We start from the raw sequence: 25101 nt of genomic DNA on the forward strand, positions 1-25101 counted from the left end.
CAACGATTACAGGACATCTTAAATATGAACATGAAAAAACTGGCTACCCTGGTTTCTGCCGTTGCGCTAAGCGCCACCGTAAGCGCGAACGCGATGGCAAAAGATACCATTGCGCTGGTGGTCTCCACGCTCAATAACCCGTTCTTTGTTTCCCTGAAAGATGGGGCGCAGAAAGAAGCTGATAAGCTGGGTTACAACCTGGTGGTGCTGGATTCCCAGAACAACCCGGCGAAAGAGCTGGCTAACGTTCAGGATTTAACGGTACGCGGCACCAAAATTCTGCTGATCAATCCGACTGATTCCGACGCGGTGGGTAACGCCGTGAAGATGGCTAACCAGGCGAATATCCCGGTGATTACCCTTGACCGTCAGGCAACCAAAGGCGAGGTCGTGAGCCATATCGCCTCCGATAACGTGCTGGGCGGCAAAATTGCCGGTGACTACATCGCGAAGAAAGCCAGCGTTGGCGCGAAAGTAATCGAACTGCAGGGGATTGCCGGAACGTCCGCGGCGCGTGAACGTGGCGAAGGTTTCCAGCAGGCGGTTGCCGCGCATAAATTCAATGTATTGGCCAGCCAGCCAGCTGACTTCGACCGCACCAAAGGATTGAACGTAATGCAGAACCTGCTGACCGCGCATCCGGACGTACAGGCGGTGTTTGCGCAGAACGACGAAATGGCGCTGGGCGCGCTACGTGCGCTGCAAACCGCCGGTAAATCTGATGTGATGGTTGTCGGATTTGACGGCACGCCGGATGGCGAAAAAGCGGTAAATGATGGCAAACTGGCAGCGACCATCGCGCAGTTACCTGACCAGATCGGCGCCAAAGGCGTTGAGACGGCGGATAAGGTGCTGAAAGGCGAAAAAGTTCAGGCCAAATATCCGGTTGATCTGAAGCTGGTCATCAAGCAGTAAAATGCGATTCAGGCAACCGCGCGTTGCCTGAGGGACATCAAATAAAGAAAAGTAAAGTGTGGCATACGCCACCGGGTCATACCGGTGGCGCTCTCTGATGGACACCCCGAACATGAAAACCGCAGGCAAACTTGTCGTTCTCGGCAGTATCAACGCCGACCATATCCTTAATCTCGAGACATTTCCTGCACCCGGTGAAACCGTCACCGGTAATCACTATCAGGTCGCTTTTGGTGGTAAAGGCGCGAATCAGGCAGTGGCTGCGGGACGCAGCGGGGCAAACATTGCGTTTATTGCCTGTACGGGTGATGACGCCATCGGAAACAATATTCGTCAACAGCTGACGAGCGACAATATCGATGTTGCACCCGTCAGCGTTATTGCGGGTGAAGCCACCGGCGTGGCGCTCATTTTTGTGAACGGCGCAGGTGAGAACGTTATCGGCATTCATGCCGGGGCAAACGCCGCGCTTTCCCCGGCGTTAGTTGACGCGCAGCGTGAACGCATCGCTCAGGCTTCCGCACTGCTGATGCAGCTGGAGTCGCCGATCGAAAGCGTACTCGCCGCGGCGAAAATCGCCCGGCAAAATAACACGCGCGTGGTGCTGAATCCGGCGCCGGCGCGGGCGCTTTCTGACGAGCTGCTGGCGCTGGTGGATATCATTACCCCTAATGAAACGGAAGCGGAAAAGCTGACCGGGGTCCGCGTGGAAAATGACGATGACGCCGTGAAAGCCGCGCAGGCGTTGCATGATAAAGGCATCGATACGGTGCTGATCACCCTGGGTAGCCGGGGCGTCTGGGCCAGCGTGAAAGGTGAAGGACGTCGCGTACCTGGCTTTAAGGTCGAGGCTGTCGATACCATCGCAGCGGGAGATACCTTTAACGGCGCGCTGATTACCGGGCTGCTGGAAGATATGCCGCTGCCTGATGCGATTCGTTTCGCCCATGCTGCCGCGGCTATCGCTGTTACCCGTAAAGGTGCTCAGCCTTCTGTGCCGTGGCGTGAAGAGATCGAGGCGTTTTTAGGTCAGCAGAGGTAACGTTTGGCTACCATGAAGGATGTTGCCCGCCTGGCGGGCGTTTCCACATCTACCGTTTCGCACGTCATTAATAAGGATCGCTTTGTCAGCGAAGCGATTACCGAAAAAGTCGACGCGGCGATCAAAGCGTTAAACTATGCTCCTTCTGCCTTGGCGCGCAGCCTGAAGCTTAATCAGACGCGCACCATTGGTATGCTGATTACCGCCAGTACTAACCCTTTTTACTCCGAACTGGTGCGCGGCGTAGAGCGTAGCTGCTTCGAGCGCGGCTACAGCCTGGTGTTATGCAACACCGAAGGCGATGAGCAGCGCATGAACCGCAACCTGGAGACGCTGATGCAAAAGCGGGTAGACGGTTTACTGCTGCTCTGTACCGAAACGCATCAGCCGTCGCGTGAAATTATGCAGCGTTATCCGTCCATTCCCACCGTGATGATGGACTGGTCGCCTTTCGATGGCGAAGGCGACAGCGATCTGATTCAGGATAACTCCTTGCTCGGCGGCGACTTAGCCACTCAGTATCTGATCGATAAAGGATTTACCCGCATCGCCTGTATCACCGGTCCGCTGGACAAAACCCCGGCGCGGTTGCGTGTCGAGGGTTACCGCGCCGCCATGAAACGTGCCGGACTGGTCATCCCTGCGGGATATGAAATTATGGGCGATTTTGAGTTTGGCGGCGGGTTTGACGCCATGCATCGACTGCTCGCGCATCCGCAGCGCCCTCATGCGGTTTTTACCGGCAACGATGCGATGGCGGTCGGCGCTTATCAGGCGTTATACCAGGCCGGACTGCGCATCCCGCAGGACATGGCGGTGATTGGCTACGATGATATCGAACTGGCGCGTTACATGACGCCGCCGCTGACCACTATTCATCAGCCGAAAGATGAACTGGGCGAGCTGGCCATTGATGTGCTGATCCATCGCATGGCGCAGCCCGATTTACAGCAGCAGCGTCTGCAGCTTACTCCTGTTCTGATGGCGCGGGGGTCGGTTTAGGCTTGTGCCGGTCTTTGATCAGGTTGCGGCCATCTTTCGCCCTCAACAGCATGAACATTAGCGCGGATACGATCGTGATCGCGCCCATAGTAATAAAGGTGTAGTGGAACTGTTCCACGGTGCTGGTTCCCGCAACGCCTTCGTAAATGCGTAATACCGCCGCGCTGACGGCAACGCCCAGGCTAATAGAGAGCTGCTGCGTTACGGCCAGCACGCTGTTGCCGCTGCTGGCGTTGTCGTCATTCAGGTCGGCAAGCGTAATCGTATTCATCGCCGTAAACTGCGTCGACATCGCCATCCCCAGAATAAACAGCGGCAGGATCAGCATCCAGATGGGCATTGCAGGAGACTGCAAAGCGAACTGCGCAATCATCAGGCCGATGAAAATCGTAATTCCTACCAGCGTTCTCCTGTAGCCCAGGCTGCGCAGAACCTGGGTCACCATTGATTTCGCCAGTATTGAGCCCAGCGCGGTAGGCGCCATCATGCAGCCGGCAATCAGCGCCGGGTATCCAAATCCTACCTGGATCATCAGCGGCATCAGGAACGGGACGCATCCTGTGCCCAGCCGCGTCGCCAGATTACCGGCAATACCAACAGAGAAGGTGCGGGTTTTAAATAGCGACAGCGAAATCAGCGGAGTGGGATGGCGACGGGCGTGGCGAATGTAAGCCAGTAGCAGAACAATGCTGAGCACGATAATCGCCAGCGCAATCCAGGTGGCGACAATCCTCTCGCCAAACAGCTCCATTCCGCTGGAAAAGAGCACCAGGCTCAGGCCAAAGAGAAAAAAGCCGGACATATCAAATTTGCGGCGCGGCGTGGTGAAGTTCGGCATATATTTGCGCGCGTACAAAATGCCTGCGACGCCGATGGGTATATTTATCAGGAAAATCCAGTGCCAGCTGGCCCAGGTAACCAGCACGCCGCCCAGCACTGGTCCCAGAATCGGCCCGACTAAACCGGGCATCGTGACAAAGTTCAGTACCGGTAACAGTTCGCTTCGCGGGTAAGCCCGTAAAAGCGCCAGGCGTGCGACCGGCATCATCATCGCGCCGCCGATTCCCTGTACGATGCGAAAAATAACCAGTTCAGGCAGCGAACCGGAAAGCGCGCAGGCGAGCGAGCCAAGGGTGAACAGCGTGACGGCAAGCATAAATATGCGGCGCGTACCGAAGCGATCCGCCAGCCATCCGCTTACCGGGATCAGCATCGCCACCGTCAGGGTGTAACTGATAATGGCGGACTGCATGGCCAGCGGTGAACGGTTAAGACTCTGCGCGATAGCGGGTAAAGCGGTATTCAGAATAGTGGCGTCCAGTGCCTGCATGAAAAAGGCCATTGCCGCTATCCACGGCAACCCGGCCATACTGCGTGCTTTTTTACTGGTCATTCACAATCCCATTAATTATCCGGACGCTCATTCGGGGCGATAAGTAAAGCCTGGCAGGCTTTGAAGGCGGCGTCACCGTCGCTTTGCGCAATGGCGTCTACTATCGCCTGGTGCAGATCCAGCTTCACAACGGTGTTATAGGTAATTGAATTGAAATAGGTGTGATAAACGGAATGAAACAGCGAGGCGAAAGAGGTTAAGAACGGATTCGCGCTCATCTTATAAATATGCTCATGCCAGGCCATATCGACCTCAATCCAGCGCTCGCGTTTAAAGTTCTTTTTCAGCGCGACCATCTCTTCCATTAAGGTGTTGAGGTGCGCTTTCTGTTCCGCCGTGCCAATCGTCGCCGCGAGCGAGCAGGCCTGCGGCTCCAGGCTGATGCGCATTACCAGAAAATGGTCGATTACCTGCTGGAAGTTTTCCTCTGTCATCCACCAGTTGAGAAGCTCCTGGTCGAGGAAGTTCCAGTTAGCCTGGGGCATTACCCGGGTTCCAATGCGAGGGCGAGGGAGCACCATCCCTTTAGCGGTTAACGTTTTGACCGCTTCCCTGACCGCAGTGCGACTGACGCCAAACTGGTCGCCCAGTTCAATCTCGCCGGGAAGGATGTCGCCGGGGGCATACTCACCTTTTAAGATCCGTTGCGCCAGCTTTTCCGCCAGCACCCAGGAAATGTTTTTCTGTGCAGCCAATTGTTGTGCGTTTAAAGGCATTACTTGTTGTCCTTTCTCTTTTTATTACTTATTAGTATGCCACCGGGAAGGATGAATGCGGCCGCAAAAACAGCAAATCGCTTATTTTATGGCAGCTTAACGCCCGGATTGGTGAAAAAAGAAACACTCAGAAAATTATTTAAAATTTCCTCTTGTCAGCCCGGAATAACTCCCTATAATGCGCCACCACTGACACGGAACAACGGCACACAGGCCGCCGGGTCAGCGGGGTTCTGAGAGGAACCTCACGGAGAAAAGCAAAAAATAAATGCTTGACTCTGAGGCGGGAAAGCGTATTATGCACACCCCGCGCCGCTGAGAAAAAGCGAAGCGGCACTGCTCTTTAACAATTTATCAGACAATCTGTGTGGGCACTCAAAGTGACATGGATTCTTGACGTCGAAAGACGAAAAATGAATACCAAGTCTCGAAGAGTGAACACGTAATTCATTACGAAGTTTAATTCACGAGCATCAAACTTAAATTGAAGAGTTTGATCATGGCTCAGATTGAACGCTGGCGGCAGGCCTAACACATGCAAGTCGAACGGTAACAGGAAGCAGCTTGCTGCTTCGCTGACGAGTGGCGGACGGGTGAGTAATGTCTGGGAAACTGCCCGGTGGAGGGGGATAACTACTGGAAACGGTAGCTAATACCGCATAACGTCGCAAGACCAAAGAGGGGGACCTTCGGGCCTCTTGCCACCGGATGTGCCCAGATGGGATTAGCTTGTTGGTGAGGTAACGGCTCACCAAGGCGACGATCCCTAGCTGGTCTGAGAGGATGACCAGCCACACTGGAACTGAGACACGGTCCAGACTCCTACGGGAGGCAGCAGTGGGGAATATTGCACAATGGGCGCAAGCCTGATGCAGCCATGCCGCGTGTATGAAGAAGGCCTTCGGGTTGTAAAGTACTTTCAGCGGGGAGGAAGGGATTGTGGTTAATAACCGCAGTCATTGACGTTACCCGCAGAAGAAGCACCGGCTAACTCCGTGCCAGCAGCCGCGGTAATACGGAGGGTGCAAGCGTTAATCGGAATTACTGGGCGTAAAGCGCACGCAGGCGGTCTGTCAAGTCGGATGTGAAATCCCCGGGCTCAACCTGGGAACTGCATTCGAAACTGGCAGGCTTGAGTCTCGTAGAGGGGGGTGGAATTCCAGGTGTAGCGGTGAAATGCGTAGAGATCTGGAGGAATACCGGTGGCGAAGGCGGCCCCCTGGACGAAGACTGACGCTCAGGTGCGAAAGCGTGGGGAGCAAACAGGATTAGATACCCTGGTAGTCCACGCCGTAAACGATGTCTACTTGGAGGTTGTGCCCCTGAGGCGTGGCTTCCGGAGCTAACGCGTTAAGTAGACCGCCTGGGGAGTACGGCCGCAAGGTTAAAACTCAAATGAATTGACGGGGGCCCGCACAAGCGGTGGAGCATGTGGTTTAATTCGATGCAACGCGAAGAACCTTACCTGGTCTTGACATCCACGGAAGACTGCAGAGATGCGGTTGTGCCTTCGGGAGCCGTGAGACAGGTGCTGCATGGCTGTCGTCAGCTCGTGTTGTGAAATGTTGGGTTAAGTCCCGCAACGAGCGCAACCCTTATCCTTTGTTGCCAGCGGTTAGGCCGGGAACTCAAAGGAGACTGCCAGTGATAAACTGGAGGAAGGTGGGGATGACGTCAAGTCATCATGGCCCTTACGACCAGGGCTACACACGTGCTACAATGGCATATACAAAGAGAAGCGACCTCGCGAGAGCAAGCGGACCTCATAAAGTATGTCGTAGTCCGGATTGGAGTCTGCAACTCGACTCCATGAAGTCGGAATCGCTAGTAATCGTGGATCAGAATGCCACGGTGAATACGTTCCCGGGCCTTGTACACACCGCCCGTCACACCATGGGAGTGGGTTGCAAAAGAAGTAGGTAGCTTAACCTTCGGGAGGGCGCTTACCACTTTGTGATTCATGACTGGGGTGAAGTCGTAACAAGGTAACCGTAGGGGAACCTGCGGTTGGATCACCTCCTTACCTTAAAGAACCTGCCTTTGTAGTGCTCACACAGATTGTCTGATGAAAGTAAAGAAGCAAGGCGTTTACGCGTTGGGAGTGAGGCTGAATGAAATAAGGCCGCTCGCTTTCTATTAATGAAAGCTCACCCTACACGAAAATATCACGCAGCGCGTGATAAGCAATTTTCGTGTCCCCTTCGTCTAGAGGCCCAGGACACCGCCCTTTCACGGCGGTAACAGGGGTTCGAATCCCCTAGGGGACGCCACTTGCTGGTTTGTGTGAGTGAAAGTCGCCAGCCGTTATATCTCAAAACTCATCTTCGGGTGATGTTTGAGATATTTGCTCTTTAAAAATCTGGATCAAGCTGAAAATTGAAACACAGAACAACGAGAGTTGTTCGTGAGTCTCTCAATTTCGCAATCATGAAGTGAAACATCTTCGGGTTGTGAGGTTAAGCGAACAAGCGTACACGGTGGATGCCCTGGCAGTCAGAGGCGATGAAGGACGTGCTAATCTGCGAAAAGCGCCGGCGAGGTGATATGAACCTTTGACCCGGCGATGTCCGAATGGGGAAACCCGGTGCACCACGGTGCATCATCGTTAACTGAATACATAGGTTAACGAGGCGAACCGGGGGAACTGAAACATCTAAGTACCCCGAGGAAAAGAAATCAACCGAGATTCCCCCAGTAGCGGCGAGCGAACGGGGAGGAGCCCAGAGCCTGAATCAGCTTGTGTGTTAGTGGAAGCGTCTGGAAAGTCGCACGGTACAGGGTGAAAGTCCCGTACACGAAAACGCACAGGCTGTGAGCTCGATGAGTAGGGCGGGACACGTGGTATCCTGTCTGAATATGGGGGGACCATCCTCCAAGGCTAAATACTCCTGACTGACCGATAGTGAACCAGTACCGTGAGGGAAAGGCGAAAAGAACCCCGGCGAGGGGAGTGAAAAAGAACCTGAAACCGTGTACGTACAAGCAGTGGGAGCCTCTTTATGGGGTGACTGCGTACCTTTTGTATAATGGGTCAGCGACTTATATTCTGTAGCAAGGTTAACCGAATAGGGGAGCCGGAGGGAAACCGAGTCTTAATTGGGCGTTAAGTTGCAGGGTATAGACCCGAAACCCGGTGATCTAGCCATGGGCAGGTTGAAGGTTGGGTAACACTAACTGGAGGACCGAACCGACTAATGTTGAAAAATTAGCGGATGACCTGTGGCTGGGGGTGAAAGGCCAATCAAACCGGGAGATAGCTGGTTCTCCCCGAAAGCTATTTAGGTAGCGCCTCGTGAACTCATCTCCGGGGGTAGAGCACTGTTTCGGCTAGGGGGCCATCCCGGCTTACCAACCCGATGCAAACTGCGAATACCGGAGAATGTTATCACGGGAGACACACGGCGGGTGCTAACGTCCGTCGTGAAGAGGGAAACAACCCAGACCGCCAGCTAAGGTCCCAAAGTCATGGTTAAGTGGGAAACGATGTGGGAAGGCTCAGACAGCCAGGATGTTGGCTTAGAAGCAGCCATCATTTAAAGAAAGCGTAATAGCTCACTGGTCGAGTCGGCCTGCGCGGAAGATGTAACGGGGCTAAACCATGCACCGAAGCTGCGGCAGCGAACGTATCACTTAAAGCGATTCAGCGTCTTACGATTGACGGAGCGAAGCGACGTCAAAGCGTATACAAAGTCGAGTCGGTTTAAGGATACGTTCGTTGGGTAGGGGAGCGTTCTGTAAGCCGTTGAAGGTGTGCTGTGAGGCATGCTGGAGGTATCAGAAGTGCGAATGCTGACATAAGTAACGATAAAGCGGGTGAAAAGCCCGCTCGCCGGAAGACCAAGGGTTCCTGTCCAACGTTAATCGGGGCAGGGTGAGTCGACCCCTAAGGCGAGGCCGAAAGGCGTAGTCGATGGGAAACAGGTTAATATTCCTGTACTTGGTGTTACTGCGAAGGGGGGACGGAGAAGGCTATGTCGGCCGGGCGACGGTTGTCCCGGTTTAAGCGTGCAGGTGGAACGACCAGGTAAATCCGGTTGTTCATTAACACTGAGGCGTGATGACGAGGCACTAAGGTGCTGAAGTGACAAATGCCCTGCTTCCAGGAAAAGCCTCTAAGCATCAGGTAACACGAAATCGTACCCCAAACCGACACAGGTGGTCAGGTAGAGAATACCAAGGCGCTTGAGAGAACTCGGGTGAAGGAACTAGGCAAAATGGTGCCGTAACTTCGGGAGAAGGCACGCTGGCGCGTAGGTGAAGTGACTTGCTCACGGAGCTGAAACCAGTCGAAGATACCAGCTGGCTGCAACTGTTTATTAAAAACACAGCACTGTGCAAACACGAAAGTGGACGTATACGGTGTGACGCCTGCCCGGTGCCGGAAGGTTAATTGATGGGGTTATCCTCGCGGAGAAGCTCTTGATCGAAGCCCCGGTAAACGGCGGCCGTAACTATAACGGTCCTAAGGTAGCGAAATTCCTTGTCGGGTAAGTTCCGACCTGCACGAATGGCGTAATGATGGCCAGGCTGTCTCCACCCGAGACTCAGTGAAATTGAACTCGCTGTGAAGATGCAGTGTACCCGCGGCAAGACGGAAAGACCCCGTGAACCTTTACTATAGCTTGACACTGAACACTGGTCCTTGATGTGCAGGATAGGTGGGAGGCTTTGAAGTGCGGACGCCAGTCTGCATGGAGCCGACCTTGAAATACCACCCTTTAATGGCTGGTGTTCTAACGTGGGCCCCTTATCGGGGTTGCGGACAGTGTCTGGTGGGTAGTTTGACTGGGGCGGTCTCCTCCTAAAGAGTAACGGAGGAGCACGAAGGTTGGCTAATCCTGGTCGGACATCAGGAGGTTAGTGCAATGGCATAAGCCAGCTTGACTGCGAGCGTGACGGCGCGAGCAGGTGCGAAAGCAGGTCATAGTGATCCGGTGGTTCTGAATGGAAGGGCCATCGCTCAACGGATAAAAGGTACTCCGGGGATAACAGGCTGATACCGCCCAAGAGTTCATATCGACGGCGGTGTTTGGCACCTCGATGTCGGCTCATCACATCCTGGGGCTGAAGTAGGTCCCAAGGGTATGGCTGTTCGCCATTTAAAGTGGTACGCGAGCTGGGTTTAGAACGTCGTGAGACAGTTCGGTCCCTATCTGCCGTGGGCGCTGGAGAACTGAGGGGGGCTGCTCCTAGTACGAGAGGACCGGAGTGGACGCATCACTGGTGTTCGGGTTGTCATGCCAATGGCACTGCCCGGTAGCTAAATGCGGAAGAGATAAGTGCTGAAAGCATCTAAGCACGAAACTTGCCCCGAGATGAGTTCTCCCTGAGACTTTAAGTCTCCTGAAGGAACGTTGAAGACGACGACGTTGATAGGCCGGGTGTGTAAGCGCAGCGATGCGTTGAGCTAACCGGTACTAATGAACCGTGAGGCTTAACCTTACAACGCCGAAGATGTTTTGGCGGTTGAGAGAAGATTTTCAGTTCTGATACAGATTAGCGGAAACGAAAGATTTTGCGCTGAGGCAAGGCGGCAAGCGAAGGAAAGGAAGGAGCATACTGAAGTATGTGACTGACTTTACGAGCGCAGGCAACGCAGCATCAGTGAAAAAGATTCGTTTCTGACACAGAATTTGCCTGGCGGCACTAGCGCGGTGGTCCCACCTGACCCCATGCCGAACTCAGAAGTGAAACGCCGTAGCGCCGATGGTAGTGTGGGGTCTCCCCATGCGAGAGTAGGGAACTGCCAGGCATCAAATTAAGCAGTAAACTGATGTAAAAATCAGTGGTTGTAGAAAAATTCGGTGGAGCGGTAGTTCAGTTGGTTAGAATACCTGCCTGTCACGCAGGGGGTCGCGGGTTCGAGTCCCGTCCGTTCCGCCACCCTAATTAGGGGCGTAGTTCAATTGGTAGAGCACCGGTCTCCAAAACCGGGTGTTGGGAGTTCGAGTCTCTCCGCCCCTGCCATAAAATAATCCTTAGCATTTGCTAAGGATTTTTTTTGCCTCTGAAATACCTTCGCCCCTTTTCTTATGGCATCCCTGCCAGCTTATTTCTCTTATTCAGCCAGCACGTTAGTCTTCAAAAGATCTCTGATAAGCGTATGTTTATCGCTGTTTTGCAGCCATATTGCGTAAAGTGGCCGTATTAACGTTTTGCTGTCGGCAACCGTGTGCAGTCCGCCTTTCTCTTTAGCCCATTTCGTGGGTAGCCAGGTGCACCCGTTCAGCACAGGCAAATGCTGCCTGGCCAGCTCAGCTGAACTGGTTGTCAGCACCGGTACTTCATCTGCGGCGATCAATCCGGCTTCGTGCTGTTGAAAATCCGGTCCCCATTCCAGACGCAGATAATTCAGCGCATCCTTTGTTGTTGACGGGCGTGAACAATACAATGCCAGCATGAACTGTCCCAGTAGCTGACTGCTGAATTCATCCATTTTAGGGGCTTCGGTGGTAATAAGCAGATCAAGCTGGCGTTCGTGCAGCTGTTTTACCAGCGACTGGCGTTGAGCAATTCGCGCTTCAAACTGCAGACTGGCTTGCGGTTCCTGAGTCTGATAGAGACGTCCCAGCCATTCATTGAGCATACATTCCCACAGAGAAGCACTGGCGCCGATAGAGAACTCGTTATGCCGTGACGTATGGGCAACCTCCTTACGCGCCGCCTGCCATGTATTCATCAGCGTTTCGGCATAGGGTAAGAGTTTCTCACCGGCGGCAGTTAAGCGGATATTGTTTCTGTGCCGGGTAAAAAGGTTCACACCGAGCTGGTTTTCCAGCTGTCTGATGCGAAAGCTTACGGCCGACTGCGTCAAATAGAGCGCTTCCGCAGCCCTGCCAAAATGGCGCGTCCGGCTTACTTCCAGGAAAGTTTTTAACAATTCCGTATCCACAGTGCTCTCCGCAAAATTATTTGTCGTTATGATTTAAATGTTTTGTTTTACACTCTGTCAAGCGTAACTAATACTCCGCGCCATAAATAGCTCGGCCAAAGAATTAGGAGCGTGCAGGATGGCGGAAAGCTTTACGACGACTAATCGATATTTCGACAACAAATATTATCCACGCGGGTTCTCTCGTCATGGTGATTTCACCATCAAAGAGGCGCAACTGCTTGAACGTCATGGTTATGCCTTCAACGAGCTGAATCTGGGCAAACGTGAGCCGGTTACCGAAGAGGAGAAACTCTTTGTGGCGGTATGCCGTGGTGAGCGCGAGCCGGTGACCGAAGCGGAACGTGTATGGTCCAAATACATGTCGCGCATCAAGCGTCCAAAACGTTTCCACACGCTGTCTGGCGGTAAGCCGCAGATGGAAGGCGCTGAAGACTACACAGAGTCTGATGACTAATGAAAAAAGGGCGTAAGCCCTTTTTTTACGTCAGTAGTTTTTGCAGGTGAGCAAGCAGACGATCGATCGCCCGGTAGCTGACCGCCTACTGCAAGTGCCGGCGTGTAATCTCCTCCGCCTGTTCAAGATCGGCAATGGTCCTCGATACTTTCAATAGCCGCTGCCACGCCCGTATTGATAACCCGAGATGGATAAGCGTCTCCTCCAGCCACTGCGAATCCTCAGCAGCCAGCGAACAATACTGGCGAATCTCCCTGCTGTGTAAATGTGCATTCAGTTTGCCCTGGCGCTGATACTGGCGCGACTGTGCGGCGATGACCCGCCGTTTTACCGTATCGCTACTTTCCCCTTTGAGCTCCGTTTGCCTGAGAATGCCAGGCGGCAGTAAAGGGATCTCCAGTGAGAGATCAAAGCGATCAAGAAACGGACCGGAGAGTCGGGCGAGATAGCGCAGCGTCTGTTCGGGCGTACAGCGGTTATGATTGCCCTGATAATGCCCCGTAGGGCTGGGATTCATAGCCGCAACCAGCTGAAAGCGGGCGGGATAAGTGATCTTGGCTCGCGTACGCGAAAGATGAATCTGACCGGATTCAATGGGTTCACGTAGCGCATCCAGGGTGCGGCGTTCAAATTCGGGTAATTCATCCAGAAAAAGTATGCCGTTATGCGCCAGCGATATTTCTCCCGGCGCGGGGATTGAGCCGCCGCCGACCATTGCCGTCAGGGATGCGCTGTGATGCGGCGCCCGAAAAGGGCGTTGTTTCCACTGCTTTTGCACACAGGTTGCGTTGACCAGGCTGAGGATAGCCGCGCTCTCCTGCGCCTCCTCGTTGCTCAGCGGCGGCAAAAGTCCATTGAGACGGCTGGCCAGCATCGTTTTCCCTGTACCTGGTGGACCTATCAACAGCAGGTTATGTCCGCCTGCCGCCGTAATTTCGAGACTGCGTTTACCTTGCTCCTGACCAATGATATCGCGCAGATCCTCATGCGTAGCGCAGGGCGCAGCTTCACTGGCGGTGGGATGATCAAGCGACTGCTTTCCTTCCAGAAAAGCGCAGACGGCCTGCAAATGATCGGCCACCAGGCAGCCATCGCCACCAATAAGCCCGACTTCCTCTTCGTTCTCTTTGGCGACAATGATGCCTCTTCCTGCCCGTATCGCTTCCGTTGCGCTGGATATGGCGCCAGGAACGCCGCGTAGCGCGCCTGTAAGCGCTAATTCGCCCACTAACTCGTATTGATTAAGCCTATGGGTTGTAAGCTGTTCTGAAGCCGCCAGAAGCGCGACAGCGATAGGTAAATCGTACCTTCCTCCCTCTTTCGGCAGATCGGCCGGAGCCAGGTTAATGGTGATTTTTTTCGCCGGAAATTCATAACCGCTATTGATGATGGCGCTACGCACCCGGTCGCGAGCCTCTTTAACGGTGGTTTCCGGCAAACCCACCAGGGTTAAACCGGGCAGACCATTACTGATATGAACTTCGATAGTGATGGCTGGGGCGTGAACGCCAAGCGCAGCTCGCGTATGAACAATAGACAGTGACATAGATCCTCCCGATGCCGCTATTATGGCGGAGTATGATTTCTCTATATCGCGTCAAATTGCGTTTTTTCGACGCGCATTCCAGGAAGTTTTTATGTTTTCAGCCGATTGTGAAGGCCTTGGGAAGTCGCTCGCAGACGCACTTTTTGCCGGATCGCGCAGTAAAAAAGTCCTGAACCAGACAAACGATAAGTGAAATTTTTTCAGTTTTTGTTTTTTCTATAAAAAACAAACTGTTTCAGCAAAATTGTCAGCGAAGCCAGAAACAGGTCCATAAAAAATTCTTGTGCTATCGGTAAATACTATGGTAACTCTTTAGGCATTCCTTCGAACAAGATGCAAGAACAGACAACAATGACAGCCCTTCTACGAGTGATTAGCTTGGTCGTGATTAGCGTGGTGGTGATTATTATCCCACCGTGCGGGGCTGCACTTGGACGAGGAAAGGCTTAGAAATCAAGCCTTAACGAACTAAGACCCCCGCACCGAAAGGTCCGGGGTTTTTTTTGACCTTAAAAACAGAAATGAGGAGCAGGAAATGAACAATAGCATAAAACTCTGTTTCTCAGGATTTATGACGGGGAACTAACTATGAACGGAGCACAGTGGGTGGTACACGCGTTGCGTGCGCAGGGTGTCGAGACAGTATTCGGCTACCCCGGCGGTGCCATAATGCCGGTCTACGACGCATTGTATGACGGCGGCGTGGAACACCTGCTGTGCCGCCACGAACAGGGCGCAGCGATGGCCGCGATCGGTTATGCCCGCGCTACTGGTAAAACCGGGGTCTGTATTGCCACTTCCGGTCCGGGAGCGACCAACCTGATCACCGGACTGGCGGATGCGCTGCTGGATTCCGTTCCGGTAGTGGCGATCACCGGCCAGGTTTCTGCCCCGTTCATCGGCACCGATGCCTTTCAGGAAGTCGACGTTCTTGGGCTTTCCCTGGCCTGCACGAAGCACAGTTTTCTGGTGCAGTCGCTGGAGGAACTGCCGCGTATCATGGCCGAGGCGTTTGAAGTGGCCAGTTCCGGCCGTCCCGGACCCGTTCTGGTCGATATTCCGAAAGACATTCAGTTAGCCAGCGGCGCGCTGGAACCTTATTTCACCACCGTCGAAAGCGAAGCGGTTTTCCCTTATGCCGATGTTGAACAGGCCCGCGCTATGCTGGCGCAGGCGCAAAAACCGATGCTGTATGTCGGCGGCGGCGTAGGGATGGCGCAGGCAGTGCCGGCGCTGCGCGAGTTTCTGGCAGTAACGCAGATGCCCGTCACCTGCACGCTGAAAGGTCTGGGCGCCGTCGAGGCGGATTATCCGTACTATCTGGGTATGTTGGGCATGCATGGCGCCAAAGCGGCGAACTTCGCGGTCCAGGAGTGCGATTTGCTGATTGCAGTAGGCGCACGTTTTGATGACCGGGTGACGGGTAAGCTGAATACTTTCGCACCGCACGCCAGCGTGATCCATATGGATATAGACCCGGCAGAACTGAATAAATTGCGTCAGGCGCACGTTGCCTTGCAGGGCGATCTGAACAGGCTGCTGTCTGCGCTGCAGCAAACGATAAGCATCGATGCATGGCGTCAACATAACGCGGCGCTGCGGGCGGAACATGCCTGGCGCTACGACCATCCGGGAGAGGCCATTTACGCGCCGCTGCTGCTGAAACAGCTTTCTGAGCGTAAACCCGCTGACAGCGTAGTGACGACCGACGTTGGTCAGCATCAGATGTGGTCAGCGCAGCACATGAGCTACAGTCGTCCGGAAAATTTCATCACCTCCAGCGGCCTGGGTACGATGGGCTTTGGCTTACCGGCTGCGGTAGGGGCGCAGGTTGCGCGTCCTGACGATACCGTAATCTGTATCTCCGGTGACGGCTCTTTCATGATGAACGTTCAGGAGCTGGGCACCGTGAAACGCAAACAGCTGCCGTTGAAAATTGTTTTGCTCGACAACCAACGGTTAGGGATGGTCCGACAGTGGCAGCAGCTGTTTTTCGAGGAACGCTATAGCGAAACCACCCTGACCGATAACCCCGATTTCCTTATGTTAGCCAGCGCCTTCGGCATACCTGGCCAACACATCACCCGTAAAGACCAGGTTGAAGCGGCGCTCGACACCATGCTGAACAGTGAGGGGCCATACCTGCTTCATGTCTCAATCGACGAACTTGAGAACGTCTGGCCACTGGTGCCGCCTGGCGCCAGCAACTCAGAAATGCTGGAGAAATCATCATGATGCAACATCAGGTCGCTGTAGAAGCTCGCTTTAATCCAGAAACATTAGAACGCGTTTTACGTGTGGTCCGCCATCGCGGTTTTCAGGTCTGCGCCATGAATATGGAAGCGGCCAGCGACGCGCAAAACATAAATATCGAATTGACCGTTGCCAGCCCACGGTCGGTCGACTTACTGTTTAGTCAGTTAACAAAGCTGGCAGACGTTGCGCATGTCGCTATCTGCCAGAGCACAACCACATCACAACAAATCCGCGCCTGAGCGCGACAGGAAGAAAAAATGACGACGAAAAAAGCTGATTACATTTGGTTCAATGGTGAGATGGTTCGCTGGGAGGACGCGAAAGTCCACGTGATGTCCCACGCGCTGCATTACGGTACATCTGTGTTTGAAGGTATCCGTTGCTACGATTCTCACAAAGGGCCGGTGGTGTTCCGTCATCGTGAACACATGCAGCGTCTGCATGATTCAGCCAAAATCTATCGTTTCCCGGTTTCCCGGAGCGTGGATGAACTGATGGAAGCCTGCCGTGAAGTGATTCGTAAAAACAATCTGACCAGCGCCTACATTCGTCCACTGGTATTTGTTGGCGACGTTGGAATGGGCGTGAATCCGCCTGAAGGATACACCACCGACGTGATCATCGCCGCGTTCCCGTGGGGCGCTTACCTGGGCGCAGAAGCGCTGGAGCAGGGGATCGACGCGATGGTTTCTTCCTGGAACCGTGCGGCGCCGAATACCATCCCGACCGCGGCGAAAGCGGGCGGCAACTACCTCTCCTCGCTGCTGGTCGGCAGCGAAGCGCGTCGTCACGGCTATCAGGAGGGGATTGCGCTGGATGTGAATGGTTATATCTCCGAAGGCGCAGGCGAAAACCTGTTTGAAGTGAAAGATGGCGTACTGTTTACGCCGCCGTTTACCTCCTCTGCGCTGCCGGGCATCACCCGCGACGCGATCATTAAACTGGCGAAAGATCTGGGCATTGAAGTACGCGAACAGGTGTTGTCACGCGAATCCCTGTATCTGGCGGACGAAGTCTTTATGTCCGGCACCGCCGCGGAAATTACCCCGGTTCGCAGCGTCGACGGCATTCAGGTCGGCGAAGGCCGCTGCGGCCCGGTAACAAAACGCATCCAGCAGGCTTTCTTTGGCCTCTTTACCGGTGAAACCGAAGATAAATACGGCTGGTTGGATCAGGTTAATCACTAAGAATAAAAAATGGGACGGCACGCACCGCCCCGTTTAACAGACAGACACTGGGAGTAAAAAGCATGCCTAAGTACCGTTCCGCCACCACCACTCATGGCCGCAATATGGCAGGAGCCCGCGCGCTGTGGCGCGCAACCGGAATGACTGATGATGATTTTGGCAAACCGATCATCGCCGTCGTGAACTCGTTCACACAGTTTGTGCCGGGTCACGTTCATCTGCGCGATCTCGGCAAGCTGGTGGCCGAACAAATCGAGGCGGCGGGCGGCGTGGCGAAAGAGTTCAACACCATTGCCGTGGATGATGGTATCGCGATGGGCCACGGGGGGATGCTTTATTCACTGCCGTCCCGCGAACTGATCGCTGACTCTGTAGAGTATATGGTGAATGCCCACTGCGCCGATGCGATGGTCTGTATCTCTAACTGCGACAAAATCACGCCCGGGATGCTGATGGCCTCTTTACGCCTGAATATACCGGTGATCTTCGTTTCCGGTGGGCCAATGGAGGCCGGAAAGACCAAACTGTCGGATCAGATCATCAAGCTCGATCTGGTGGATGCGATGGTGCAGGGGGCGGATCCGAAAGTTTCTGACGATCAAAGTAATCAGGTGGAGCGTTCCGCCTGTCCGACCTGCGGTTCCTGTTCAGGGATGTTTACCGCCAACTCAATGAACTGTCTGACCGAAGCGCTGGGGCTGTCGCAGCCGGGTAATGGTTCTCTGCTGGCGACCCACGCCGACCGTAAACAGCTGTTCCTGAATGCCGGTAAGCGCATCGTTGAGCTGACCAAACGCTATTACGAGCAGGATGACGCAAGCGCGCTGCCGCGCAACATCGCCAGCAAGGCGGCGTTTGAAAACGCCATGACGCTGGATATCGCCATGGGCGGCTCCACCAACACCGTACTGCATCTGCTGGCGGCGGCGCAGGAAGCGGAAATCGACTTCACCATGAGCGATATCGATAAGCTTTCCCGCCAGGTGCCGCAGCTGTGCAAAGTTGCGCCGAGCACCCAGAAGTACCATATGGAAGATGTCCACCGTGCGGGCGGCGTGCTGGGGATCCTCGGCGAACTGGATCGCGCGGGTCTGCTGAACCGCGACGTGAAAAACGTGCTGGGCCTGACGCTGCCGCAGACGCTTGAACAATATGACGTGATGGTGACGCAGGATGAGGCCGTGAAGCAGATGTTCCGCGCCGGTCCGGCAGGTATTCGCACCACAAAAGCGTTTTCTCAAGAGTGTCGCTGGGATTCGCTGGATGATGACCGTGCGGAAGGCTGTATCCGCTCTCTGGAGCATGCCTACAGCAAAGACGGCGGTCTGGCGGTGCTCTACGGTAACTTTGCGGAAAACGGCTGCATTGTGAAAACCGCCGGGGTGGACGACAGCATCCTGAAATTCACCGGTCCGGCGAAAGTCTACGAGAGCCAGGACGATGCGGTTGAGGCGATTCTCGGCGGCAAAGTGGTGGAAGGCGATGTGGTGGTTATCCGCTACGAAGGGCCGAAAGGCGGGCCGGGGATGCAGGAGATGCTCTATCCGACCAGCTTCCTGAAATCGATGGGACTGGGTAAAGCCTGTGCGCTGATCACCGACGGGCGTTTCTCCGGCGGTACGTCCGGCCTTTCCATCGGTCACGTTTCGCCGGAAGCGGCCAGCGGCGGCAATATCGGTCTGATTGAAGATGGCGATACTATCGCGATCGATATCCCTGCCCGTAGCATTCAGCTTCAGGTAAGCGAGGCCGAACTAGCGGCACGTCGTGAAGCGCAGGAAGCGCGCGGCGATAAAGCCTGGACGCCGAAAGATCGTCAGCGCCAGGTGTCGTTCGCCCTGCGTGCCTATGCCAGTCTCGCGACCAGCGCAGACAAAGGCGCGGTGCGCGATAAATCGAAACTGGGAGGCTGATGATGGCCGAATCGCAACCTCTGTCAGCCGCCCCGGAAGGCGCGGAGTATCTTCGGGCGGTACTGCGCGCGCCGGTTTATGAAGCCGCGCAGGTGACGCCGCTGCAAAAAATGGAAAAGCTTTCGGCGCGTCTCGATAACGTAGTGCTGGTAAAGCGTGAAGATCGGCAGCCGGTTCACAGCTTTAAGCTGCGCGGCGCCTACGCGATGATGGCGGGGCTGAACGAAGAGCAAAAAGCGCGCGGCGTGATCACCGCCTCGGCGGGTAACCATGCGCAGGGGGTGGCGTTTTCCTCGGCGCGTCTGGGCGTCAAGGCGCTGATTGTCATGCCCGTGGCGACGGCCGATATTAAAGTCGATGCGGTGCGCGGTTTCGGCGGCGAAGTGCTGCTGCACGGCGCTAACTTTGATGAGGCGAAAGCCAAAGCGATTGAGCTGGCGCAGCAGCAGGGATTTACCTGGGTTCCGCCTTTCGATCACCCGATGGTAATCGCCGGTCAGGGCACCCTGGCGCTGGAGCTGTTGCAGCAGGATGCCCACCTTGACCGGGTGTTTGTGCCGGTCGGCGGCGGTGGACTGGCGGCAGGTGTGGCGGTGCTGATCAAACAGCTGATGCCGCAAATCAAGGTGATTGCCGTGGAAGCGGAAGATTCCGCCTGCCTGAAGGCGGCGCTGGAGGCCGGGCAGCCTGTCGACCTTCCGCGCGTTGGCCTCTTTGCCGAAGGGGTGGCGGTAAAACGCATTGGCGATGAAACCTTCCGTCTGTGCCAGGAGTATCTCGACGATATCATCACCGTCGACAGCGATGCGATTTGCGCGGCGATGAAAGATCTGTTCGAAGATGTGCGCGCGGTGGCGGAGCCGTCCGGCGCGCTGGCTCTGGCGGGGATGAAAAAGTATATCGCCCGCCACAACATCCGCGGCGAGCGCTTGGCGCACATCCTTTCCGGCGCTAACGTTAACTTTCACGGCCTGCGCTATGTCTCTGAACGCTGCGAATTGGGCGAACAGCGCGAAGCGCTGCTGGCGGTGACCATTCCGGAAGAGAAGGGCAGTTTCCTTAAGTTCTGTCAGCTGCTGGGCGGGCGCTCGGTGACGGAGTTCAACTACCGTTTTGCCGATGCCAGAGATGCCTGCATTTTTGTCGGCGTGCGTCTGAGCCGCGGTATGGAAGAGCGCAAAGAGATCCTTAATTTGCTGCATGACGGCGGCTACAGCGTGGTCGATCTTTCCGACGATGAAATGGCGAAGCTGCACGTGCGTTACATGGTGGGCGGTCGTCCTTCGAAGCCGCTCCAGGAACGTCTTTACAGCTTTGAGTTCCCGGAATCACCGGGCGCGTTGCTGAAGTTCCTGCATACGCTGGGCACGCGCTGGAATATCTCTTTGTTCCACTACCGCAGTCACGGGACCGACTATGGCCGCGTGCTGGCGGCGTTTGAGTTGGGCGATCATGAACCGGATTTCGAAACCCGTCTTAATGAACTGGGCTACGACTGCCACGATGAGAGCAACAACCCGGCGTTCAGGTTCTTTCTGGCGGGCCAGGACTTTCAGAAAAGCGCCTGATCACGACTGTAGGCCGGATAAGGCGTAGCCGCCATCCGGCAATTAGTGATTCGGTAATATCTTCCAGAACGCATCAATCAGCGGCTCATGCAGCCGCTTTTTTTGCGCGCAAACGCCCAGCTCAAACGGCGTTTTTTCGTCGCTACGCTCTAAAATCATCACGCGGTTGCGTACCGGTTCCGGGCTGTTTTCCAGCACCACCTCCGGCAGCAGCGCCACGCCGCAGCCGAGCGCCACCATTGATACCATCGCTTCATGACCGCCTACGGTGGCGTAAATCAACGGGCTGCTGATTTTATGACGGCGGAACCACAGTTCAATGCGACGGCGCACCGGTCCCTGATCGGCCATAATGAACGGCACCGTTGACCAGTCGGGCTTCTCCACCGACACCTGATTACGCACCGGGCAGGGCAACGCCGGGGCAATCAGCACCACCGCCAGATTCTCCAGCATCGAAAACGCCACCGCGCCGGGCAGCGTTTCCGGTTTTCCGGCTATCGCCAGATCTGCTTCGCCGCTGACCACTTTTTCCATGGCGTCGGCGGCATCGCCGGTGGTGAGCTTGATTTCCACCGAAGGATGTTCGGCGCGAAAACGATCGAGTATCGGCGGCAGATGGCTGTAGGCTGCCGTTACCGAACAGAAGATATGCAGTTCACCGGAGAGCGACGGTCCTTGCTGATCGAGCGTGTGGCGCAACTGCTGATATTGCAACAACGTTTGCTGGGCGAAGATGCGTAGCTCCTCGCCCGCCTCCGTCAGGGTGACGGTACGGTTGTCGCGCACAAACAGCGGCTGGCCGAGGTCATCTTCCAGCCGCTGTATTTGTCGGGAAAGCGTGGAGGGACTGACGTGCATTGCCCGCGCGCTGCGGCCAAAGTGGCGACTTTCCGCCAGATGCAGGAAGGTTTTCAGATCGCGTAAATCCACGGGGCATTCTCCCTTATTTTATATTGCATAAATTGCAACGTAACGTTGTGAATATATCAATTTCCGCAATGAATTTCCTGTTGTAATGTGGGTTCATTCCCGCAAATATGAATTTGCGAACCGGACAATAAGCACGACCACACAACATCACGGAGTACACCACCATGGCTAACTACTTTAATACACTGAACTTGCGCCAGCAGCTGGCGCAGCTGGGTAAATGTCGCTTTATGGGCCGCGACGAATTTGCCGATGGTGCAAGCTACCTTCAGGGTAAAAAAGTGGTCATCGTTGGCTGCGGCGCTCAGGGTCTGAATCAGGGGCTGAACATGCGCGACTCCGGTCTGGATATTGCCTACGCCCTGCGTAAAGAGGCCATTGCCGAGAAGCGTGCCTCCTGGCGTAAAGCGACCGAAAACGGCTTTAAGGTGGGCACCTACGAAGAGCTGATCCCGCAGGCGGATCTGGTGGTTAACCTGACTCCGGACAAGCAGCACTCCGACGTGGTGCGTGCGGTACAGCCGCTGATGAAAGACGGCGCCGCGCTGGGCTATTCCCACGGCTTCAACATCGTGGAGGTGGGCGAGCAGATCCGTAAGGACATTACCGTCGTGATGGTGGCGCCGAAGTGCCCGGGTACTGAAGTGCGCGAAGAGTACAAACGTGGTTTCGGCGTTCCGACCCTGATTGCGGTGCATCCGGAAAACGATCCGAAAGGCGAAGGTATGGCGATTGCCAAAGCCTGGGCGGCAGCGACCGGCGGCCACCGCGCGGGGGTTCTGGAGTCCTCTTTCGTGGCGGAAGTGAAATCCGACCTGATGGGTGAACAGACCATCCTGTGCGGTATGTTGCAGGCGGGTTCGCTGCTGTGCTTTGACAAGCTGGTGGAAGAAGGCGCCGATCCGGCATATGCCGAAAAACTGATTCAGTACGGCTGGGAAACCATCACCGAAGCGCTGAAGCAGGGTGGTATTACCCTGATGATGGACAGACTCTCTAACCCGGCGAAACTGCGCGCTTATGCGCTCTCTGAACAGCTGAAAACCATTATGGCGCCGCTGTTCCAGAAACATATGGACGACATTATCTCCGGCGAATTCTCTTCCGGCATGATGGCTGACTGGGCCAACGACGACAAGAAACTGCTGACCTGGCGTGAAGAAACCGGTAAAACCGCATTTGAAACCGCGCCGCAGTATGAAGGCAAAATCGGCGAGCAGGAGTACTTCGATAAGGGCGTCCTGATGATCGCGATGGTGAAAGCGGGCGTTGAGCTGGCGTTCGAAACGATGGTGGATTCCGGCATCATTGAAGAGTCTGCTTACTATGAATCACTGCACGAGCTGCCGCTGATCGCCAACACCATCGCCCGTAAGCGTCTGTACGAAATGAACGTGGTGATCTCCGACACCGCCGAATACGGTAACTATCTGTTCTCTTACGCCTGCGTGCCGCTGCTTAAAGAGTTTATGACCACGCTGCAGCCGGGCGATCTGGGTAAAGCGATTGCCGAAGGGGCGGTTGATAATGCTCAACTGCGCGACGTCAACGAAGCGATTCGCGGCCACGCGATCGAGCAGGTGGGTAAGAAACTGCGCGGTTATATGACCGATATGAAGCGTATTGCGGTCGCCAGCTGATTTGCCGATGTGTTGGCATAGAGGAAGGTAGCAGCAGAAGCGTTTCGTAGGCCGGATAAGGCGTAGCCGCCATCCGGCAAAACCCGGTGCATTGAGTCACCGGGTTTTTTATTAGTTACGGTACAGTACCTTAATGATGTGGTAGCCAAACTGGGTGTGCAGCGGACCGGTTGGTTCCAGCACCGGGCAGGAAAAGACCACTTTATCAAACGCCGGGACCATCTGACCCTGGCGGAATTCGCCTAAGTCGCCGCCGCGTTTGCCTGACGGACAGATAGAGTGTTTTTTCGCCAGCTTGCCAAAATCGGCGCCGTTCTTAATTTGCTCCAGAAGATCCAGTGCCAGTTTTTCTTCTTTTACAAGAATATGCAGTGCTGCTGCGGTTTTTGCCATGATTGCGCCTTGCGTGAGGGAATTGAAGCGAGGGATTTTAGCACGGGGGATGAGCGAAAGAATATCCAGGCCAGCTTTTGTTCGCTGGCCTGGCAATGTGTCAGCCGGTCTGCTGCTGCGAAAGCTTCCAGATGCTGGCAATATTTCGCGCCGAGACGCGCAGGTTATACTCTGCCTCCTGGAGCGCTTCCGGCAGCGTGGCTATGCGCGTCAGAACGGAGAAAACCGCGTCCAGCCCGTGTTGATGCACTATCTGATGATCGGGCGTTAATCCGCCCGCCAGCGCAATCACCGGTTTTTGGAACTGTTTGGCGCAGCGCGCGACGCCAATCGGCGTTTTTCCACTGATGCTCTGACTATCGAGACGGCCTTCCCCGGTGATCACCAGGCTGGCATCCGCAACCAGTTTTGCAAGCTGCAGGGCGTTAATGACAATCTCAACGCCCGGCTTTAATTCCGCGTTGAGTAGCCCTAATAATGCCGCGCCCATACCGCCAGCCGCGCCTGCGCCCGGCGCGTTCATCACATCTCGTCCGGTCGTCTCCTGAAGCCGTTTGCCAAAGTTGGCCAGCGCGCTGTCCAGCGTCGCGACCATCTCTGCCGTCGCTCCTTTTTGCGGACCGAATATCGCCGATGCTCCCGTCGGGCCACACAGCGGATTATTGACGTCGCAGGCAACGGTCAGCGCAATGTTGTTCAGGCGCGGATCGCAATGTGCGATATCGATTTTCGCCAGCCTGCTCAGCGCGTCGCCGCCAAACGGCAGTTTGTCTCCGTTAGCATCAAGAAGAGCAACACCGAGCGCCTGGAGCATCCCGGCGCCGCCGTCGTTGGTGGCGCTGCCGCCAATACCAAGAATGACATGCTCAACGCCGTGATCCAGCGCGGCGAGAAGTAACTCGCCGGTGCCATAGCTGGTGGTAAGCAGAGGATTACGACGTGCGGGCGGGACATGATGCAGTCCGGATGCCGCCGCCATTTCAATAATCGCCGTTTTTCCGTCGCCCAGAATGCCCCAGCGCGCCTGCACAGGGCTCCCCAGCGGACCCGTTACCACCTGATGCCGGTACTGGCCTTCGGTGGCTTCGACCATCGACTCAACGGTGCCTTCGCCGCCGTCAGCCATCGGCAGTTTGACATACTGGGCGTCGGGATAAATCTCGCGGAACCCCTGCTCGATGGCGTTTGCGACCTGCATGGCTGATAAACTTTCTTTAAACGAATCTGGTGCAATGACTATTTTCATCA

Annotated in this window: 19 protein-coding genes, 3 tRNA genes and 3 rRNA genes; 18 read left to right on the forward strand and 7 right to left on the reverse strand. The window is 55.2% G+C overall.

The window, feature by feature from the left end; translation table 11 throughout:
* The first annotated feature begins 24 nt into the window (after positions 1–24).
* From rbsB to rbsR, 3 genes are all read left to right on the forward strand, one after another.
* Positions 25–915 carry a ribose ABC transporter substrate-binding protein RbsB gene (gene rbsB / locus K7R23_RS06485; RefSeq protein WP_012907962.1) on the forward strand — a complete coding sequence of 297 codons (891 nt, stop codon included), beginning with the start codon at positions 25–27 and terminating at the stop codon, positions 913–915.
* Positions 916–1027: 112 nt separating this feature from the next.
* Positions 1028–1957: a ribokinase gene (rbsK, locus tag K7R23_RS06490; RefSeq protein WP_012907961.1), complete on the forward strand. Its 930-nt coding sequence runs from the start codon at positions 1028–1030 to the stop codon at positions 1955–1957.
* A 3-nt stretch (positions 1958–1960) separates the two neighbouring features.
* Entirely contained in the window at positions 1961–2959 is a 999-nt protein-coding gene (rbsR, locus tag K7R23_RS06495; RefSeq protein ID WP_012907960.1) for a ribose operon transcriptional repressor RbsR, read from the forward strand.
* On the opposite strand, the gene mdtD is transcribed toward rbsR, so the two are convergent.
* Both mdtD and K7R23_RS06505 read right to left on the reverse strand, forming a co-directional pair.
* Positions 2925–4352, reverse strand: coding sequence for a multidrug transporter subunit MdtD (mdtD, locus tag K7R23_RS06500; RefSeq protein WP_012907959.1), 1428 nt, complete (start codon positions 4350–4352; stop codon positions 2925–2927). The genes rbsR and mdtD overlap by 35 nt on opposite strands.
* A gap of 11 nt (positions 4353–4363) precedes the next feature.
* Positions 4364–5068, reverse strand: a complete 705-nt coding sequence (locus tag K7R23_RS06505; protein ID WP_012907958.1) for a FadR/GntR family transcriptional regulator — start codon at positions 5066–5068, stop codon at positions 4364–4366.
* Positions 5069–5549: 481 nt separating this feature from the next.
* Here K7R23_RS06505 and K7R23_RS06510 point away from each other — a divergent pair.
* From K7R23_RS06510 to K7R23_RS06535, 6 genes are all read left to right on the forward strand, one after another.
* Positions 5550–7091: ribosomal RNA gene (locus K7R23_RS06510) — 16S ribosomal RNA — on the forward strand.
* A 171-nt stretch (positions 7092–7262) separates the two neighbouring features.
* Positions 7263–7338 (forward strand) — tRNA-Glu (locus tag K7R23_RS06515).
* 184 nt (positions 7339–7522) lie between these two features.
* Positions 7523–10510: ribosomal RNA gene (locus K7R23_RS06520) — 23S ribosomal RNA — on the forward strand.
* Between the two features lie 194 nt (positions 10511–10704).
* A 5S ribosomal RNA gene (rrf, locus tag K7R23_RS06525) occupies positions 10705–10820 on the forward strand.
* Together the 16S, 23S and 5S rRNA genes with 3 tRNA genes alongside form the textbook arrangement of a ribosomal RNA operon.
* Before the next feature lie 54 nt (positions 10821–10874).
* Positions 10875–10951, forward strand: a tRNA-Asp gene (locus tag K7R23_RS06530).
* 8 nt (positions 10952–10959) lie between these two features.
* A tRNA-Trp gene (locus K7R23_RS06535) sits at positions 10960–11035 on the forward strand.
* 91 nt (positions 11036–11126) lie between these two features.
* Here K7R23_RS06535 and hdfR read toward each other — a convergent pair.
* Entirely contained in the window at positions 11127–11960 is an 834-nt protein-coding gene (gene hdfR, locus K7R23_RS06540; RefSeq protein ID WP_012907957.1) for an HTH-type transcriptional regulator HdfR, read from the reverse strand.
* Between the two features lie 118 nt (positions 11961–12078).
* On the opposite strand from hdfR, the gene maoP reads away from it, so the two are divergent.
* Positions 12079–12417 (forward strand): macrodomain Ori organization protein MaoP, encoded by a 339-nt coding sequence (gene maoP, locus K7R23_RS06545; RefSeq protein WP_012907956.1) that lies wholly within the window; start codon positions 12079–12081, stop codon positions 12415–12417.
* An 85-nt stretch (positions 12418–12502) separates the two neighbouring features.
* On the opposite strand, the gene K7R23_RS06550 is transcribed toward maoP, so the two are convergent.
* Positions 12503–13963 (reverse strand): YifB family Mg chelatase-like AAA ATPase, encoded by a 1461-nt coding sequence (locus tag K7R23_RS06550; RefSeq protein ID WP_042623004.1) that lies wholly within the window; start codon positions 13961–13963, stop codon positions 12503–12505.
* Positions 13964–14314: 351 nt separating this feature from the next.
* Between K7R23_RS06550 and ilvL the strand changes: the two genes are divergently transcribed.
* From ilvL to ilvA, 7 genes are all read left to right on the forward strand, one after another.
* Entirely contained in the window at positions 14315–14413 is a 99-nt protein-coding gene (ilvL, locus tag K7R23_RS06555) for an ilv operon leader peptide (protein ID WP_001311244.1), read from the forward strand.
* An 85-nt stretch (positions 14414–14498) separates the two neighbouring features.
* Complete coding sequence (ilvX, locus tag K7R23_RS25925) at positions 14499–14549, forward strand: peptide IlvX (protein ID WP_217968170.1); 51 nt, start codon at positions 14499–14501, stop codon at positions 14547–14549.
* 2 nt (positions 14550–14551) lie between these two features.
* Positions 14552–16198, forward strand: coding sequence for an acetolactate synthase 2 catalytic subunit (gene ilvG / locus K7R23_RS06560; RefSeq protein ID WP_012907955.1), 1647 nt, complete (start codon positions 14552–14554; stop codon positions 16196–16198).
* Positions 16195–16458: an acetolactate synthase 2 small subunit gene (gene ilvM / locus K7R23_RS06565; RefSeq protein WP_012907954.1), complete on the forward strand. Its 264-nt coding sequence runs from the start codon at positions 16195–16197 to the stop codon at positions 16456–16458. The genes ilvG and ilvM overlap by 4 nt, the downstream gene beginning before the upstream one ends.
* A gap of 18 nt (positions 16459–16476) precedes the next feature.
* Complete coding sequence (ilvE, locus tag K7R23_RS06570; RefSeq protein ID WP_012907953.1) at positions 16477–17406, forward strand: branched-chain-amino-acid transaminase; 930 nt, start codon at positions 16477–16479, stop codon at positions 17404–17406.
* Positions 17407–17468: 62 nt separating this feature from the next.
* A complete protein-coding gene (ilvD, locus tag K7R23_RS06575) occupies positions 17469–19319 on the forward strand; it encodes a dihydroxy-acid dehydratase (RefSeq protein ID WP_012907952.1) in 1851 nt (616 codons plus the stop codon).
* 2 nt (positions 19320–19321) lie between these two features.
* Positions 19322–20887: a threonine ammonia-lyase, biosynthetic gene (gene ilvA / locus K7R23_RS06580; RefSeq protein WP_012907951.1), complete on the forward strand. Its 1566-nt coding sequence runs from the start codon at positions 19322–19324 to the stop codon at positions 20885–20887.
* 42 nt (positions 20888–20929) lie between these two features.
* On the opposite strand, the gene ilvY is transcribed toward ilvA, so the two are convergent.
* The gene (gene ilvY / locus K7R23_RS06585) at positions 20930–21820 is read right to left on the reverse strand and encodes an HTH-type transcriptional activator IlvY (protein ID WP_012907950.1); all 891 of its coding nucleotides are present in this window, start codon (positions 21818–21820) and stop codon (positions 20930–20932) included.
* Between the two features lie 164 nt (positions 21821–21984).
* Between ilvY and ilvC the strand changes: the two genes are divergently transcribed.
* A complete protein-coding gene (gene ilvC / locus K7R23_RS06590; protein ID WP_012907949.1) occupies positions 21985–23460 on the forward strand; it encodes a ketol-acid reductoisomerase in 1476 nt (491 codons plus the stop codon).
* 111 nt (positions 23461–23571) lie between these two features.
* Here the strand turns inward: ilvC and ppiC are convergent, their stop codons facing one another.
* Both ppiC and K7R23_RS06600 read right to left on the reverse strand, forming a co-directional pair.
* The gene (gene ppiC / locus K7R23_RS06595; RefSeq protein ID WP_001140251.1) at positions 23572–23853 is read right to left on the reverse strand and encodes a peptidylprolyl isomerase PpiC; all 282 of its coding nucleotides are present in this window, start codon (positions 23851–23853) and stop codon (positions 23572–23574) included.
* A 100-nt stretch (positions 23854–23953) separates the two neighbouring features.
* Positions 23954–25099, reverse strand: coding sequence for a glycerate kinase (locus tag K7R23_RS06600; RefSeq protein WP_012907948.1), 1146 nt, complete (start codon positions 25097–25099; stop codon positions 23954–23956).
* Positions 25100–25101: the final 2 nt, after the last annotated feature.

The sequence above is a fragment of the Citrobacter rodentium NBRC 105723 = DSM 16636 genome, assembly GCF_021278985.1.
GTDB lineage: Bacteria > Pseudomonadota > Gammaproteobacteria > Enterobacterales > Enterobacteriaceae > Citrobacter_A > Citrobacter_A rodentium.

Excerpts from the sequence above, each read along its gene's own strand:
- K7R23_RS06600 (WP_012907948.1), bottom strand. The coding sequence starts at position 25,099 with ATGAAAATAGTCATTGCACCAGATTCGTTTAAAGAAAGTTTATCAGCC.
- ilvL (WP_001311244.1), top strand. The coding sequence starts at position 14,315 with ATGACAGCCCTTCTACGAGTGATTAGCTTGGTCGTGATTAGCGTGGTG.
- ilvC (WP_012907949.1), top strand. The coding sequence starts at position 21,985 with ATGGCTAACTACTTTAATACACTGAACTTGCGCCAGCAGCTGGCGCAG.
- ilvE (WP_012907953.1), top strand. The coding sequence starts at position 16,477 with ATGACGACGAAAAAAGCTGATTACATTTGGTTCAATGGTGAGATGGTT.
- rbsK (WP_012907961.1), top strand. The coding sequence starts at position 1,028 with ATGAAAACCGCAGGCAAACTTGTCGTTCTCGGCAGTATCAACGCCGAC.
- rbsB (WP_012907962.1), top strand. The coding sequence starts at position 25 with ATGAACATGAAAAAACTGGCTACCCTGGTTTCTGCCGTTGCGCTAAGC.
- ilvM (WP_012907954.1), top strand. The coding sequence starts at position 16,195 with ATGATGCAACATCAGGTCGCTGTAGAAGCTCGCTTTAATCCAGAAACA.
- ppiC (WP_001140251.1), bottom strand. The coding sequence starts at position 23,853 with ATGGCAAAAACCGCAGCAGCACTGCATATTCTTGTAAAAGAAGAAAAA.
- K7R23_RS06505 (WP_012907958.1), bottom strand. The coding sequence starts at position 5,068 with ATGCCTTTAAACGCACAACAATTGGCTGCACAGAAAAACATTTCCTGG.
- maoP (WP_012907956.1), top strand. The coding sequence starts at position 12,079 with ATGGCGGAAAGCTTTACGACGACTAATCGATATTTCGACAACAAATAT.
- ilvA (WP_012907951.1), top strand. The coding sequence starts at position 19,322 with ATGGCCGAATCGCAACCTCTGTCAGCCGCCCCGGAAGGCGCGGAGTAT.
- ilvG (WP_012907955.1), top strand. The coding sequence starts at position 14,552 with ATGAACGGAGCACAGTGGGTGGTACACGCGTTGCGTGCGCAGGGTGTC.
- ilvD (WP_012907952.1), top strand. The coding sequence starts at position 17,469 with ATGCCTAAGTACCGTTCCGCCACCACCACTCATGGCCGCAATATGGCA.
- mdtD (WP_012907959.1), bottom strand. The coding sequence starts at position 4,352 with ATGACCAGTAAAAAAGCACGCAGTATGGCCGGGTTGCCGTGGATAGCG.
- K7R23_RS06550 (WP_042623004.1), bottom strand. The coding sequence starts at position 13,963 with ATGTCACTGTCTATTGTTCATACGCGAGCTGCGCTTGGCGTTCACGCC.